This is a genomic window from Pseudomonas sp. 1 (assembly GCF_056626735.1).
Window position 1 is genome coordinate 277,018 of sequence record NZ_JBWXMQ010000006.1, and the last position, 14,133, is coordinate 291,150.

Genomic DNA, 14,133 nt, shown 5'->3' on the forward strand with positions numbered 1-14,133 from the left:
CATGTGAATGATCCTGCAGGTCACCCGGTCTGCGCGGCTGTTATCAGCCTGCAAACTCCGGGAAACGTGGCGTGTGGTAGAGCCTTTTGCACAACGATGGCCTAAAATTCGCCGCAGGATTTTTTGCCACTGCCGAGCCCGGAGCTGCCATGACCCCTGCGTTGGACTTGTTGAAAAAAGTTCGTGCCGAACATCGCGTGCACAGTTACGAACATGACCCGAAGGCCGCGTCGTATGGCCTGGAGGCCGCGGAAAAGCTGGGGCTCGATCCGGCGCAGGTGTTCAAGACGCTGTTGGCGGCCAGTGAGAAGGGTGAGTTGCTGGTGGCCGTGGTACCGGTCGTCGGAAGTCTCGACCTCAAGGGGCTTGCCCACGCCGCCGGAGTGAAAAAAGTCGAGATGGCCGAGCCGGCTGCCGCGCAACGTTCAACCGGTTACTTGTTGGGCGGCATCAGTCCGCTGGGGCAGAAAAAACGCCTGCGTACTTTCATCGATAACTCGGCCCAGCCTTTTGCGACCATCTACGTCAGCGCCGGTCGGCGCGGGCTGGAAGTAGAGCTGGCGCCGGCAGTCTTGGCAGAACACACCCAGGCGAAATTTGCCGACATCGGTCGCCCTTGACGTCTGTATGAAGAAAATTGGCCGGCACTGTCACTGGCGCTGATCCGGCCGGCGCTGCATGCTCGTTCGACTGACACAGGGAGAAGGTTATGCAGCTCGAGTTTCATCAGGTCGATGCGTTCAGTGACCGGCCGTTCAGCGGCAATCCGGCAATGGTCTATCGCCTCGACGCGTGGCTCGCGGACGAACTGATGCAAAAGATCGCCGCCGAGCACAATCTGGCGGAGACCGCGTTTCTGGTGCGCGAAGCACAGGCGTGGCATATCCGCTGGTTCACACCGACCACCGAGGTGCCGTTGTGTGGTCATGCGACCCTGGCCAGCGCCTATGTGCTGTTCGAGATTTATAAGGAAACGGCCGAGCGTCTGGACTTCACCTGCAAGTCAGGGCCATTGAGCGTCAGTCGCGAAGGCGGCACGCTATGGCTGGATTTTCCGGCCATCGAAGCGGTGGAGAAAGGCGTCACCGTGGAGATCGAGCGGGCGCTGAATGTCCAGGCAGTGGATGTTCTGAGTTCCAACGAGCTGTTTGTAGTGTTGGAGTCCGAGCAGGCGGTGCTTGATTGCCAGCCGGACATGGTCGCCCTCGCCAAATTGCCGTGGTTGGGTGCCATCGTCACCGCCCCGGGCAATCAGCATGACTTCGTCTCACGCTATTTCGCCCCGGCCATAGGCATCAATGAAGACCCGGTGACCGGTTCGACCCATTGCAGCCTGATCCCCTACTGGTCGAAACGTCTGGGCAAATCCAGCCTGACCGCGTGCCAGCGTTCGGCGCGGGGCGGCGAGTTGTTTTGTCGGCTGGAAGGCGAGCGAGTGAAGATCGGCGGGAATGCGACGCTGGTGGCCAGCGGCACATTGATGCTGGGCTGAAGCCAAAAAACCAGGGAGCCATCAGGCTCCCTCATTGTTTGCGTGCAGATCAGCGTGCGGCGCTGTAACGGCGGACGCCGTTCTCTGTCGCCGGAATTTGAGCGGCCGTGCTGCCCGACGCCTGGAACAGCACCAGATGTTCCGCTGCCACCCGAATCCCGACATCCGCACCAACCTGATGGTCGGCATGGCTCGGGAAGATCGATTCCAGCTGTGCGCCGGTCGGCAGTTGCAGGCGATACAGGGTCGAAGCGCCGAGGAACGTCTTGCCGACGATCCGCGCTTTCAAGCCACTGTCCGGCGCGTAAACGATGTCATCCGGACGCAGCAGCACATCCACCGCCCCACCGACCGGCCAGGTGTAGGCGCGATTGCCGCGCAGTTCGCCGAGTTCGGTCTGCACCGATTCCGGGCTGCCGAGCTGGCCGCGAATGAAGTAGCCCTGACCGATGAAGCTGGCCACAAACGGCGTCGCCGGTTCGTGATAGAGGTTGTAGGGCGTGTCCCACTGCTCCAGCCGGCCTTCCTTGAACACGCCGACGTGATCGCTGACGGCGAAGGCTTCTTCCTGGTCGTGCGTCACCAGAATCGCGCTGGTGCCACGGGCCTTGAGGATGTCGCGCACTTCATGGCTCAGCTTGCGACGCAACTCGCCATCGAGGTTGGAGAATGGCTCGTCGAGCAACAGCAGTTGTGGCTCCGGCGCCAAAGCGCGGGCGAGGGCGACACGTTGTTGCTGGCCGCCGGACAACTCGTGAGGGAAGCGTTTGCCGAGGTTCTTCAGATTGACCAGTTCCAGCAGCTCTTCGGTGACACGCTCCTTGTTCGGGTGCTTGCGGATGCCGAAGGCGATGTTGTCCGCGACACTCAGGTGCGGGAACAGCGCGTAGTCCTGGAACACCATGCCGATCCGGCGTTTTTCCGGGGCGAGGGTGAAACCGGCGCTGGAGATCACTTCACCGCCGAGAGAGATTTCCCCTTCGTGCACCGGTTCGAAACCGGCAATCGCGCGCAGGGTGGTGGTCTTGCCGCAACCGGACGAGCCGAGCAGGCAGCCGATGTCGCCGGCGTTGAGGTGCAGATTGAGGTTCTGCACCACACGTTGATCTTGATAGCCGCAAGCGAGGTTGCGCAGGTTCAGCAGTAATTCATGACTCATGCGTGGTGATATGCCGGTTCGACGAGGAACTCGAGCAGGGCCTTCTGTGCGTGGAGACGGTTTTCTGCCTGATCCCAGGCGACGGAGCGCGGGTCATCAAGCAGGTCGAGACTGATTTCTTCACCGCGGTGAGCGGGAAGGCAGTGCAGGAATAACACGTCCTCGGCCGCCAGGTCGAGCAGGGCACGGGTGACCTGGTATGGCGCGAACAGTTTGAGGCGCTGGGCGGTTTCCTCTTCCTGACCCATGGAGGTCCAGACGTCGGTACTCACCAGATGCGCGCCGCGCACGGCCTCTTGCGGGTCGCGGACGATGGTCACGCGGTCACCGGCCTTGGCCACGAATTCAGGATTCGGCTCGTAGCCTTCCGGGCAGGCCACGCGCAGCTGGAAGTCGAACTGGATGGCCGCTTCTATATAGCTGTTGCACATGTTGTTGCCGTCGCCGATCCAGGCCACGGTCTTGCCCTGGATCGAGCCGCGGTGCTCGAGAAAGGTTTGCATGTCGGCCAGCAACTGGCACGGGTGCAGGTCATCGGACAGGCCGTTGATCACCGGCACGCGGGAGTTGGCAGCGAATTCGGTCAGGGTGCTGTGGGCAAAGGTCCGGATCATCACCGCGTCGAGCATGCTCGACATGACGATGGCGCAATCGCCAATCGGCTCGCCACGGCCCAGCTGGGTGTCGCGCGGCGACAGAAAGATCGCCTGGCCGCCGAGCTGGATCATGCCGGCCTCGAAAGAGATCCGGGTGCGGGTCGAAGATTTCTCGAAGATCATCCCCAGGACGCGGTTTTTCAGAGGCTCGAACAGTACGCCGCGGTTACGCAGGTCCTTGAGCTCAACGCCTCGACGGATCACGCTGACCAGCTCTTCGGGCGTGCAATCCATCAGGGAGAGAAAGTGCCTTGCGCTCATCATTGACTACCTTTTTGCTACAAACCGCAGATGCTCAAAGCCTTGTTTATCGGAACAACGGGCGAGACCTGCGGCGTAAGCCGCACGGGGGCGACGAAATAGGGGAAGGCGCGATATTGACACTAAATGTCGCGTTTTTCCAATAGGCTACGGTTTTTGCAGAAACGCGTCGGGGTGCAAACAGTGCGAACACTGTGATTTCCGGTCAGTTTTCGAGAGGGCAACGAGGCATTTGTACACTGGCCCCACCGGGCTTGGCAATCAGGCGCGGCGGGGATGGCACAGCTCTGGTCGGTTTGCGACCGGTGAGCCGGCGGTTCGCTTGGTCGGATGCGCAGGTTGAAACATTTGCTAAAGCAAAGTGCTGGGTTATAAATAAATCACGAGCGACGCAGGAAGCCTCCGCATGGAATCGAAAGAAAAACTGTTAATGGAACTGCTGGGCCACACGGCACGCTCATTGACCCACCTCACCGCGTCGATGACCTCGATGTCCTTCGAACTGCTGCGCAGCGATGACGACGTGGTCAAGGCCGCCAGCCGACAGATGATCGACCGCATGGCGACCATCAGCGCCGGGCTCGACGAGCATTGGCGACTGATCGGCGAGCTCACCGGCGTCCACGTCGCCCACGAGCAGATCGAGACCATCCAGGAAATCCAGCTGGCCGCGCCGCCTCAGCTTCCGGCGAACTGACGTGTCCATCGGCGGCCCTGATGGCCGCCGATTCACAAGACAAACGTCGCTGGCGCTGCACCGGGTCGCGGGCCATAGTTTTGTTCCCGCGGGCGTGATTGCCTGCCCAGAACAAGACAGAGACTGGCCATGACCAAGACTCTCCATCACCGTGCCTGCCACTTGTGCGAAGCCATCTGCGGCTTGACCATCGAGACCACCGAAACCGACGGCCAGGTGCAGATCACCTCGATCAAGGGCGATGCTCAGGACACGTTCAGTCGCGGGCACATCTGCCCCAAGGCCGTCGCGCTGCAAGATATCCAGAATGATCCGGATCGCCTGCGTCAGCCCATGCGCCGGGTCGGCAGCGAATGGCTGCCCATCGCGTGGGACGAAGCATTCGAGCTGGTCGCCGAAAAACTCTCGGCGATTCAGGAGCGTCATGGGCAGAACGCAGTCGCCGTGTATCAGGGCAACCCCAGCGTCCACAACTATGGGTTGATGACCCACAGCAATTACTTCCTCGGCCTGTTGAAAACCCGCAACCGCTATTCGGCGACGTCGGTCGATCAACTGCCCCATCACCTGACCAGCTACCTGATGTATGGCCACGGCTTGCTGTTGCCGATCCCGGATATCGATCACACGGACTTCATGCTGATCCTGGGCGGCAACCCGTTGGCGTCCAACGGCAGCATCATGACCGTGCCGGATGTCGAGAAGCGTCTGAAGGCGATTCAGGCCCGGGGCGGCAAAGTGGTAGTGGTCGATCCACGACGCAGCGAGACGGCGGCGATGGCCGATCAGCATTTGTTCGTGCGTCCGGGGGGCGATGCGGCGTTGTTGTTTGGTGTGCTCAATACGCTGTTCAGTGAAGGCCTGACGTCTGAAAGTCATTTGCCGGTGGACGGTCTGGATGAGCTTCGCGCGGCGGTGGCGGGTTTCACCGCCGAAGCCATGAGCCCGTTGTGCGCGGTGCCCGCCGAACAGATCCGCCAATTGGCCCGGGACTTCGCCGCTGCGCCAAGCGCCGTTTGCTACGGCCGGATGGGTGTTTCCACTCAGGCCTTCGGCACGCTGTGCCATTGGGTCGTGCAGTTGATCAATCTGGTCACCGGCAATCTCGACCGCGTTGGCGGTGCACTGTGCACGGAGCCGGCGGTGGATCTGGTGGCCTCGACCTCGGGCGGGCACTTCAATAAATGGCAGAGCCGCGTGTCCGGGCGCCCTGAATATGGCGGCGAGCTGCCAGTCTCGGCACTGGCCGAAGAAATGCTCACCGAAGGCGAGGGGCAGATCCGCGCGCTGATCACCGTGGCCGGCAATCCGGTCCTGTCGACGCCCAACGGCCGGCAACTGGAGCAGGCGCTGGACGGGCTGGAGTTCATGGTCAGCGTCGATCTGTACATCAACGAAACCACGCGCTATGCCGACCTGATCCTGCCGTCCACCTCGGCGCTGGAGAACGATCACTACGACACCACTTTCAACCTGTTCGCGGTGCGCAACGTTACCCGGTTCAACCGGGCGATCCTCGCCAAACCCGAAGGTGCGCTGCATGACTGGGAGATCTTCGTCGGCCTGGCCAAGGCCTTTGCCGCGAAGACCGGCAAGGAGCTGAAACCGACGATGCCGCCGGCGAAGATGATCGACATGGGGTTACGCATGGGCTTGTATGGCGATGCATCCGAGCAAAAATTGTCGCTTGCGACGCTGTTCGATCATCCGCACGGTGTCGACCTGGGAGCGCTCAAACCCAACCTGACTGCGCGGTTGAAGACTGCCAATCAACGGATTCAGGCGGCTCCACCGGAAATCCTCGCCGACTTGGCGCGCTTCGCCGCGTTGCAGGCACCCGCCGCCGATGAGCTGTTGATGATCGGCCGCCGTCATGTGCGCAGCAACAATTCGTGGATGCACAATTATCATCGACTGGTGAAGGGCAAGCCGCGTCATCAGCTGCTGATGAACCCGGACGATCTCGCCAGTCGCGGGCTAAGTGACGGTCAGCTCGTGCGCGTGAGTTCACGGGTCGGCCAGATCGAAGTCGAAGTGCTGGGCAGTGCCGACATGATGAAGGGCGTGGTCAGCCTGCCGCATGGATGGGGCCATGCCCGGCCGGGTGTACAGATGGCGATTGCCAGCGGTCAGCCGGGCTCCAGCGCCAATGACCTGACCGATGAGTGTCAGCTCGACGAGCTGTCGGGCAACGCAGCGCTCAATGGCGTGCCGGTGACGGTGGCAGCGGCTTGAGCATGTCTGTCGGGGAGACCGAGCAGCGCGCTCGGGATTCCGTTACAATGCGCCACCGTGCCGACCCATGAGTCGGAAAGTTCAGCCGAGGTGCTCCATGGATATCATCGAAACGATTAAAGAGCAGATTGCCAACAACACCATTCTGCTTTACATGAAAGGCTCGCCGAATGCCCCGCAGTGTGGCTTCTCCGCGAAAGCTGCGCAGGCTGTAATGGGCTGTGGCGAGAAGTTCGCCTACGTCGACATCCTGCAGAACCCGGAAATCCGCGCCAACCTGCCGAAGTACGCCAACTGGCCGACTTTCCCGCAACTGTGGGTCGGCGGTGAACTGGTGGGCGGCAGCGACATCATGGCTGAAATGTTCGCCAATGGTGAGCTGCAGACCCTGATCAAGGAAGCATCCGCCAAGGCTGCTGCGGCCAAGTCCGAAGCCTGATTGGTTTCTGCCCGGATTTCAGCGAGTCTGAAATCCGGGCGATAAAAAGCCCCGCCTCTGGAAAGAGAGCGGGGCTTTTTAGTGTCTCGAGTTTGGCGCTGACTGATTACTCGTCTTCACCCATCTGCGATTGCAGATAGTTCTCAAGACCGACCTTGTCGATCAGGCCCAGTTGGGTTTCCAGCCAGTCGATATGTTCTTCTTCGGATTCCAGGATGTCCTCGAGCAGTTCACGGCTGCCGAAGTCACCGACGGATTCGCAGTGGGCGATGGCGACCTTCAGGTCGGCATGGCCAGTCTTCTCGATGCGCAGGTCGCACTCCAGCATTTCCTTGGTGTGCTCGCCGATGTGCAACTTGCCCAGATCCTGCACGTTCGGCAGGCCTTCGAGGAACAGGATGCGCTTGATCAGCTTGTCCGCGTGCTTCATCTCGTCGATGGATTCGTGGTACTCGTGTTTGCCGAGCTTGTTCAGGCCCCAATCTTCATACATGCGCGCATGCAGGAAGTACTGATTGATCGCGACCAGCTCATTGGCAAGGATCTTGTTGAGATGCTGGATGACTGTTACGTCGCCTTTCATGATGGGAGTCCTGCCCTAAGTAGCGGTATATAAGGCGGAGTTTGAGCTTGGTATTTATAAGTGTCAAACCTAAGTTATTGAATAATAAATGAAAATTAATCTGAATAAGAATGTTTGTGTTCCGCGTCTAGGCGCTAAGCAATTGATTTTCAGGCATAAAAAAACCGGACCTAAGTCCGGTTCTTCGAATTCGGGATAATTACGCGGCGGTAAATTCTGCCGGGTAGGGGATCGCGGCCTGGGCGGTTTGCAGCTTGGTCAGGGTTTCGCGAACCACTTCCTTCGCCAGGCACGCACATTTGCCGCATTGGCTGGCTACGCCGGTGGCCTGACGAACTTCTTTGTAGCTGCAGCAACCTTCATAGATCGCTTCGCGGATCTGTCCGTCGGTGACGCCAGTGCAGAGGCAAACATACATAAGTGAGAACCGTCGCTGGTTGTGACTCAATTGCGATGGATCTTAATGTTAACGAGAATGATTGTCAAAGTGCTTTCCCGGTGGTTTTCATCGCCAATGCCTGTGACTGACGAACGGTGGTGCATGGCTGAGTGCCAGCCCGGATTTCGCGAAAAACCTTTAAGGACAGTCGAAAAACGCAGTGTATGATGGTCGGCCCTTGCGAAGAGGGTTCGTGTCACAGGGCTGTCGCCTGAGGGTGGCAGGCTGGCGCGGACCCTGAACTTCAAGTTTCTACACCAGGAGATATCAATGAGCGTACTCGTAGGCAAACAAGCCCCTGACTTCACCGTCCCGGCCGTACTCGGCAATGGCGAGATCGTTGACAGCTTCACCCTGTCCTCGGCCATCAAAGGCAAATACGGCCTGGTGTTCTTCTACCCGCTGGACTTCACCTTCGTCTGCCCGTCCGAGCTGATCGCTCTGGACAACCGCATGGCTGACTTCAAGGCGCGCAACGTAGAAGTGGTCGCTGTGTCGATCGACTCGCACTTCACCCACAACGCCTGGCGCAACACCCCGGTCAACAATGGCGGCATCGGTCAGGTGAAATACACCATGGCTGCCGACATGAAGCACGAAATCGCCAAGGCCTACGACGTTGAATCCGAAGGCGGCGTGGCTTTCCGTGGCGCGTTCCTGATCGACGACAAGGGCGTTGTCCGCTCGCAGATCGTCAACGACCTGCCGCTGGGCCGTAACATGGAAGAGCTGATCCGTCTGGTCGACGCGCTGCAATTCCACGAAGAGCACGGCGAAGTCTGCCCTGCCAACTGGAAAAAAGGCGACAAAGGCATGAACGCTTCGCCAGAAGGCGTTGCGGCTTACCTGACCGAGAACGCTGCTGCCCTGTAAGGCGCAACGTCGAGGTACAAAAAAACCGGCCCACGTGGCCGGTTTTTTCATGCTCGGAAGAAACCCGACGAGGATCAGTCGTCGAAGTCTTCCCAGCCGCCCATCTGTTTCCAGCGGTTGACGATGCCGCAGAACAGCTCGGCCGTCTTCTCGGTGTCGTAACGCGCGGAGTGCGCTTCACGGCCGTCGAAGTCGATGTCGGCTGCCTGACAGGCTTTCGCCAGCACGGTTTGGCCGTATGCCAGACCGGCGAGGGTCGCGGTGTCGAAACTGGAGAACGGGTGGAACGGGTTGCGCTTCATGTCAAGCCGCGCGACGGCGGCGTTGAGGAAGCCCAGGTCGAAGCTGCTGTTGTGGCCGACCAGAATTGCCCGTTTGCAGCCGTTGGCTTTCAAGGCCTTGCGCACGCCACGGAAGATGTCGGTCAGCGCTGTTTCTTCGCTGACGGCCATGCGCAACGGATGATCGAGCTTGATCCCGGTGAACTCCAGTGCCGCCGCTTCAACGTTGGCGCCTTCGAACGGCTCGACGCGGAAGAAGTAGGTGTGATCCGGGTACACGAAACCCTTTTCATCCATGGCGATGGTGGTCGCGGCAATCTCCAGCAGAGCGTCGGTGGCCGAGTTGAAGCCACCGGTTTCTACGTCGACGACAACCGGCAGGTAGCCGCGAAAGCGTGCTGCCATTGGATGGCGCGAACCGCCGCCACCTTGACCGTCCAGTTCGTCGTCGAAATGGTCTTCACTCACGCGTGTTCCTCCAGCAGGCGCCAGCGCAGTTTTTCACCGGCGCGCAGCGGGATAACGGTCAGCTCGCCGAAAGGCAGGCTGGTCGGTGCGGTCCATTCGTCACGAACCAGGGTGATGCGATCGGTGTTTGCCGGCAGGCCATAGAAGCGCGGGCCGTTGAGGCTGGCGAACGCTTCGAGCTTGTCCAGAGCGTTGCGCTGTTCAAAGGCTTCGGCGTACAGCTCGATGGCGGCGTACGCGGTGTAGCAGCCGGCGCAGCCGCAGGCTGCTTCTTTGGCGTGCTGGGCGTGCGGTGCCGAGTCGGTACCCAGGAAGAACTTCGCGCTGCCGCTGGTGGCGGCGTCGAGCAGGGCTTCCTGGTGCGTGTTGCGCTTGAGGATCGGCAGGCAATAGAAGTGCGGCCGGATCCCGCCTACCAGCATGTGGTTGCGGTTGTAGAGCAGGTGGTGCGCGGTGATGGTCGCGCCGACGTTGGCCGAGGCCTCGTTGACGAACTGCACGGCATCGCCGGTAGTGATGTGTTCGAACACCACTTTCAGTGTCGGGAAACGCTCGACCACGCGGCGCATGTGCTCATCGATGAAGATTTTTTCGCGGTCGAACACGTCGACGTCGCCACGGGTGACTTCACCGTGGATCAACAGCGGCATGCCGACTTCGGCCATGGCTTCCAGCGCCGGGAAAATCTTGTCGATGCTGGTGACCCCGGAATCGGAGTTGGTGGTGGCGCCGGCCGGGTACAGCTTGGCGGCATGCACGAAACCGCCGGCCTTGGCCTCACGGATTTCTTCGGGCTGGGTGCGGTCGGTGAGGTACAGCACCATCAGCGGCTCGAAACGACTGCCGGCCGGGCGGGCAGCGAGAATCCGCTGGCGATAGCCGTCGGCTTCAGCGGCGTTGCGCACCGGAGGTACCAGGTTGGGCATGATGATTGCGCGACCAAAGGTGCGCGCGACATCCGCAACGGTATTGGTCAACACGGCACCATCGCGAAGATGAATGTGCCAGTCGTCGGGACGCAGCAGGGTCAGGCGGTCGGACATGAGGGAATTCCAGGCGGGTCAAACTGAGGCGAATGCTACCGGAAAAGACTCTTGCAGGCACTCGCTATCAAGTTTTGCGACGAGCGTCCGATATCCCAAAGGTATGCCGTAAAGATGTATGTCTCGGTCTTTTTTGTTGTAGAAGCCAATGGAGCCTCCCGTGCGCCAGCGATATTTAGCCTTGCTCAGTGTGTTTGCCAGCCTTCCCGCGATGGCACTGACCTACCAGACACGTCTGGAGAACATTGAGTGGACGGTCGAAGGCGACAAGTTCGAGTGCCGCCTGACGCAGCCGATCACCGACTTCGGCTCGGGGCAGTTCGTGCGCAAGGCCGGCGAGCAGGCGATCTTCCGTCTGAATGCCTACAACGCGATGCTGGGCGGTGGTTCGGCAACCTTGCTGGCGGCGGCCGCGCCCTGGCAGCCGGGACGCAATGACATCAACCTGGGCAGTGTCAGGATCGGCACCGGCAACGTGCTGTTCAACAGTTCGCAATCGCAGGCCGGCGGGCTGATCAGCGGTTTGCTGGAAGGTCGTAGCCCGGTGGTGCGACGTGCCTCCGGTGATGGACGGGTCTCCGAAGTGCGGCTGCTGCCGGTCAAGTTCAGCAAGGCGTTCAACGACTACCAGACCTGCGTGGCGAAATTGCTCCCGCAGAATTTCGATCAGGTCAAAAACTCGCAGGTCGGTTTTCCGGGCGAAGGCACCGATCTGGACGCCGCCGCGAAAGCCAAACTGCAAGTGATGCTCGAATTCATGAAGGCCGATCCGACGGTCAATCACATTGAGCTCGATGGCTATTCCGACAACAGTGGCAATCGCCTGACCAATCGTGAGTTGTCGCGCCGTCGTGCGCTGGCGGTGGTTGATTTCTTCAAGGCCAACGGCATCGCCGAATCGCAGATCACCGTGCGTTTCCACGGCGAACAATACCCGCTGGTCCCGAACACCAACGCCGCCAACCGGGCGAAAAATCGCCGGGTCAGCGTGAAGTTGGCCCGGGTGGCACCGGTTACCGCCCCAGCACCTCAAGCCAGCACGCCTGCCAATGCAGCGGCGACTTCCTGACCTGTCGGTCATCGTCGCCCTCTCGACAGATTCTGTCGCTTTGTCGTCTTAAGCTGTCGCGCCTCTGTAAATTATCGCGTTTGAGCGGTAGACTCCTCGGCTTTCCGTAGAACCCCGTGGAGTGATGGCATGGCGGACGTAAACAAGGTCGTTCTGGCGTATTCCGGCGGCCTGGACACTTCGGTGATCCTCAAGTGGCTGCAGGATACTTATAACTGTGAAGTCGTGACCTTCACCGCTGACCTGGGTCAGGGCGAAGAAGTCGAGCCGGCCCGCGCCAAGGCGCAGGCCATGGGCGTCAAAGAAATCTACATCGACGACCTGCGCGAAGAATTCGTGCGTGACTTCGTGTTCCCGATGTTCCGCGCCAACACCGTTTACGAAGGCGAGTACCTGCTGGGTACTTCCATCGCGCGTCCGCTGATCGCCAAGCGTCTGATCGAAATCGCCAACGAAACCGGCGCTGACGCCATTTCCCACGGCGCCACCGGCAAGGGCAACGACCAGGTACGTTTCGAACTGGGTGCCTACGCGCTCAAGCCAGGCGTGAAAGTGATCGCTCCATGGCGCGAGTGGGACCTGCTGTCCCGCGAGAAGCTGATGGACTACGCCGAGAAGCACGCGATCCCGATCGAGCGTCACGGCAAGAAGAAGTCCCCGTACTCGATGGATGCCAACCTGTTGCACATCTCCTATGAAGGCGGCGTGCTGGAAGACACCTGGACCGAGCACGAAGAAGACATGTGGCGCTGGACCGTCTCCCCGGAGAAGGCTCCCGACACCCCTCAGTATCTGGAACTGACCTACCGTAACGGCGACATCGTCGCGCTGGACGGCGTTGAAATGACCCCGGCCACCGTGCTGGCGACGCTGAACAAAATCGGTGGCGAACATGGCATCGGCCGTCTGGACATCGTCGAGAACCGTTATGTCGGCATGAAGTCCCGTGGCTGCTACGAAACCCCGGGCGGCACCATCATGCTGCGCGCTCACCGCGCCATCGAATCGATCACCCTGGACCGCGAAGTCGCTCACTTGAAAGACGAGCTGATGCCGAAGTACGCCAGCCTGATCTACACCGGCTACTGGTGGAGCCCTGAGCGTCTGATGCTGCAACAGATGATCGACGCCTCGCAGGTCAACGTGAACGGCGTTGTGCGCCTGAAGCTGTACAAGGGCAACGTAATCGTGACCGGCCGCAAGTCCGACGATTCGCTGTTCGACGCCAACATCGCGACTTTCGAAGAAGACGGCGGCGCCTACAACCAGGCCGACGCGGCGGGCTTCATCAAGCTCAACGCGCTGCGCATGCGCATTGCCGCCAACAAGGGCCGCAAGCTGTTCTGAGTCCTTCGGGGCTGATGTGAAAAAAACGGCCTTGTCGTAGCGACAAGGCCGTTTTTTTTGGGATGCTCTCCTTTGAATTGATCGATACCGGTCAACATTACTGTCCTCATCGGCTGTACATCGCTGCATTGCATGATTGTCCTGCTGCGCGCTTTATCCCCTTTCGAATTTTCCCAATACGGATGTGGTCAGCGCGTGCGTGTCATAAACAATGCAGAACGTTGTTCCCTGGCTTCTCTTGGCGTGTTTGGCCAGGATTTCGATATTGTCTTTAAGTAAAGCATCCGCCCCCGCTTCGGTTAAAAACAGTAATAATCTCGGCGAATGCTTGTTTGAGTGTGGGATTTTTTCAAATAGCAGTTCAATCTCCGAATCAGTGTGTAACTTTCGAATGTCGATGATGTACACCTTGGTCAGCGGTTTTGGAAGTTTAATGGCGTGCGACTCAATATTGGGTGGAGTGTGTACAGCCTCGGTCGGTAAATTATCCTCCTCTTCGAAAGCTTTAAGAAAGTTCTTGTCGTTGTCGAAGTCTGATGGAGCATAGAGAGAACGGTAGTTAAAGTTGAGTGTGATGAAAAACAGGAATAGCAAGTAGAACGGAAAGCTGATCAGGAACCAGACATAGATCTCCCGCTCATTGTTATTAAGAAAAGGCAGGGATACGGCGGCGGAGGTCTCCGATATAAAGGCGAAGATGGCAATGACGGTGATGGGGTTGGGAATTTTTTTGTTGATCTTTAGCATGGTCTTTACTCATGAATGGTCTTTCTCGTCGTTTTGATGTGGTTGGGTGGTCGAGTTTTAAGTTGGCGGGCGGATAAGGATTTCGGTATCTGGTGTTTATATTAAATTCCAGAGTTGCGATATGTGTAAGTTGTTTCAGTTGTTTTTAGTATCTGTTCATTGAACCGGGTTTTGGTTTTTCAGTCTGTTACGAGCGCCGCCGCGAAGGACGTGGAGAGGTGTGGAGTTCCTGATGCAGACTCATGATTTTCTATAAGTGAGTCTTTTCTGTAGGAATAATCTTTATTGCCTGTAGGAGGCGTCTCTCGGTGCTGGTGTAGAGGAACTTATCCATGCCATGGGTG

15 protein-coding genes are annotated in these 14,133 nt (G+C 59.2%); 8 read left to right on the forward strand and 7 right to left on the reverse strand.

The window, feature by feature from the left end; translation table 11 throughout:
- Window positions 1-149 precede the first annotated feature (149 nt).
- Window positions 150-620, forward strand: a complete 471-nt coding sequence (ybaK, locus tag AC1MDC_RS11755; protein WP_227233407.1) for a Cys-tRNA(Pro) deacylase — start codon at window positions 150-152, stop codon at window positions 618-620.
- An 89-nt stretch (window positions 621-709) separates the two neighbouring features.
- Entirely contained in the window at window positions 710-1,492 is a 783-nt protein-coding gene (locus AC1MDC_RS11760; RefSeq protein WP_085699688.1) for a PhzF family phenazine biosynthesis protein, read from the forward strand.
- A 49-nt stretch (window positions 1,493-1,541) separates the two neighbouring features.
- On the opposite strand, the gene AC1MDC_RS11765 is transcribed toward AC1MDC_RS11760, so the two are convergent.
- Window positions 1,542-2,651: an ABC transporter ATP-binding protein gene (locus tag AC1MDC_RS11765; RefSeq protein WP_085699686.1), complete on the reverse strand. Its 1,110-nt coding sequence runs from the start codon at window positions 2,649-2,651 to the stop codon at window positions 1,542-1,544.
- Window positions 2,648-3,568: an ornithine carbamoyltransferase gene (gene argF, locus AC1MDC_RS11770; RefSeq protein ID WP_085699684.1), complete on the reverse strand. Its 921-nt coding sequence runs from the start codon at window positions 3,566-3,568 to the stop codon at window positions 2,648-2,650. Before argF ends, AC1MDC_RS11765 begins: the two co-directional genes overlap by 4 nt.
- Window positions 3,569-3,974: 406 nt before the next feature.
- On the opposite strand from argF, the gene AC1MDC_RS11775 reads away from it, so the two are divergent.
- The 3 genes from AC1MDC_RS11775 (at window position 3,975) to grxD (ending at window position 6,939) form a co-directional block, all read left to right on the forward strand.
- A complete protein-coding gene (locus AC1MDC_RS11775) occupies window positions 3,975-4,265 on the forward strand; it encodes a hypothetical protein (protein ID WP_007953190.1) in 291 nt (96 codons plus the stop codon).
- A gap of 129 nt (window positions 4,266-4,394) precedes the next feature.
- Window positions 4,395-6,500: a molybdopterin oxidoreductase family protein gene (locus AC1MDC_RS11780; RefSeq protein ID WP_085699682.1), complete on the forward strand. Its 2,106-nt coding sequence runs from the start codon at window positions 4,395-4,397 to the stop codon at window positions 6,498-6,500.
- 97 nt (window positions 6,501-6,597) lie between these two features.
- Complete coding sequence (gene grxD, locus AC1MDC_RS11785) at window positions 6,598-6,939, forward strand: Grx4 family monothiol glutaredoxin (protein WP_085701711.1); 342 nt, start codon at window positions 6,598-6,600, stop codon at window positions 6,937-6,939.
- Window positions 6,940-7,045: 106 nt separating this feature from the next.
- On the opposite strand, the gene bfr is transcribed toward grxD, so the two are convergent.
- Entirely contained in the window at window positions 7,046-7,522 is a 477-nt protein-coding gene (bfr, locus tag AC1MDC_RS11790) for a bacterioferritin (RefSeq protein ID WP_085684506.1), read from the reverse strand.
- Between the two features lie 199 nt (window positions 7,523-7,721).
- Window positions 7,722-7,940: a bacterioferritin-associated ferredoxin gene (locus AC1MDC_RS11795; RefSeq protein WP_007953193.1), complete on the reverse strand. Its 219-nt coding sequence runs from the start codon at window positions 7,938-7,940 to the stop codon at window positions 7,722-7,724.
- Window positions 7,941-8,231: 291 nt separating this feature from the next.
- Here AC1MDC_RS11795 and AC1MDC_RS11800 point away from each other — a divergent pair, with 291 nt between their 5' ends.
- Window positions 8,232-8,834, forward strand: a complete 603-nt coding sequence (locus tag AC1MDC_RS11800) for a peroxiredoxin (RefSeq protein ID WP_085580234.1) — start codon at window positions 8,232-8,234, stop codon at window positions 8,832-8,834.
- 74 nt (window positions 8,835-8,908) lie between these two features.
- On the opposite strand, the gene rnt is transcribed toward AC1MDC_RS11800, so the two are convergent.
- Both rnt and pyrC read right to left on the reverse strand, forming a co-directional pair.
- A complete protein-coding gene (rnt, locus tag AC1MDC_RS11805) occupies window positions 8,909-9,583 on the reverse strand; it encodes a ribonuclease T (protein ID WP_007953196.1) in 675 nt (224 codons plus the stop codon).
- The gene (gene pyrC, locus AC1MDC_RS11810) at window positions 9,580-10,626 is read right to left on the reverse strand and encodes a dihydroorotase (RefSeq protein WP_085701710.1); all 1,047 of its coding nucleotides are present in this window, start codon (window positions 10,624-10,626) and stop codon (window positions 9,580-9,582) included. The genes rnt and pyrC overlap by 4 nt, the downstream gene beginning before the upstream one ends.
- A gap of 160 nt (window positions 10,627-10,786) precedes the next feature.
- On the opposite strand from pyrC, the gene AC1MDC_RS11815 reads away from it, so the two are divergent.
- Entirely contained in the window at window positions 10,787-11,695 is a 909-nt protein-coding gene (locus AC1MDC_RS11815; protein WP_085699676.1) for a flagellar protein MotY, read from the forward strand.
- Between the two features lie 129 nt (window positions 11,696-11,824).
- The gene (locus AC1MDC_RS11820; RefSeq protein WP_007953201.1) at window positions 11,825-13,042 is read left to right on the forward strand and encodes an argininosuccinate synthase; all 1,218 of its coding nucleotides are present in this window, start codon (window positions 11,825-11,827) and stop codon (window positions 13,040-13,042) included.
- Window positions 13,043-13,195: 153 nt separating this feature from the next.
- On the opposite strand, the gene AC1MDC_RS11825 is transcribed toward AC1MDC_RS11820, so the two are convergent.
- A complete protein-coding gene (locus AC1MDC_RS11825) occupies window positions 13,196-13,789 on the reverse strand; it encodes a hypothetical protein (protein ID WP_085699674.1) in 594 nt (197 codons plus the stop codon).
- Window positions 13,790-14,133 lie beyond the last annotated feature (344 nt).

Bases quoted from the DNA above. Each gene is read 5' to 3' on its own strand.
- bfr (WP_085684506.1), bottom strand. From the start codon at position 7,522: ATGAAAGGCGACGTAACAGTCATCCAGCATCTCAACAAGATCCTTGCC.
- AC1MDC_RS11780 (WP_085699682.1), top strand. From the start codon at position 4,395: ATGACCAAGACTCTCCATCACCGTGCCTGCCACTTGTGCGAAGCCATC.
- AC1MDC_RS11765 (WP_085699686.1), bottom strand. From the start codon at position 2,651: ATGAGTCATGAATTACTGCTGAACCTGCGCAACCTCGCTTGCGGCTAT.
- AC1MDC_RS11775 (WP_007953190.1), top strand. From the start codon at position 3,975: ATGGAATCGAAAGAAAAACTGTTAATGGAACTGCTGGGCCACACGGCA.
- AC1MDC_RS11800 (WP_085580234.1), top strand. From the start codon at position 8,232: ATGAGCGTACTCGTAGGCAAACAAGCCCCTGACTTCACCGTCCCGGCC.
- AC1MDC_RS11820 (WP_007953201.1), top strand. From the start codon at position 11,825: ATGGCGGACGTAAACAAGGTCGTTCTGGCGTATTCCGGCGGCCTGGAC.
- AC1MDC_RS11795 (WP_007953193.1), bottom strand. From the start codon at position 7,940: ATGTATGTTTGCCTCTGCACTGGCGTCACCGACGGACAGATCCGCGAA.
- argF (WP_085699684.1), bottom strand. From the start codon at position 3,568: ATGAGCGCAAGGCACTTTCTCTCCCTGATGGATTGCACGCCCGAAGAG.
- AC1MDC_RS11760 (WP_085699688.1), top strand. From the start codon at position 710: ATGCAGCTCGAGTTTCATCAGGTCGATGCGTTCAGTGACCGGCCGTTC.
- AC1MDC_RS11825 (WP_085699674.1), bottom strand. From the start codon at position 13,789: ATGCTAAAGATCAACAAAAAAATTCCCAACCCCATCACCGTCATTGCC.
- pyrC (WP_085701710.1), bottom strand. From the start codon at position 10,626: ATGTCCGACCGCCTGACCCTGCTGCGTCCCGACGACTGGCACATTCAT.
- grxD (WP_085701711.1), top strand. From the start codon at position 6,598: ATGGATATCATCGAAACGATTAAAGAGCAGATTGCCAACAACACCATT.
- ybaK (WP_227233407.1), top strand. From the start codon at position 150: ATGACCCCTGCGTTGGACTTGTTGAAAAAAGTTCGTGCCGAACATCGC.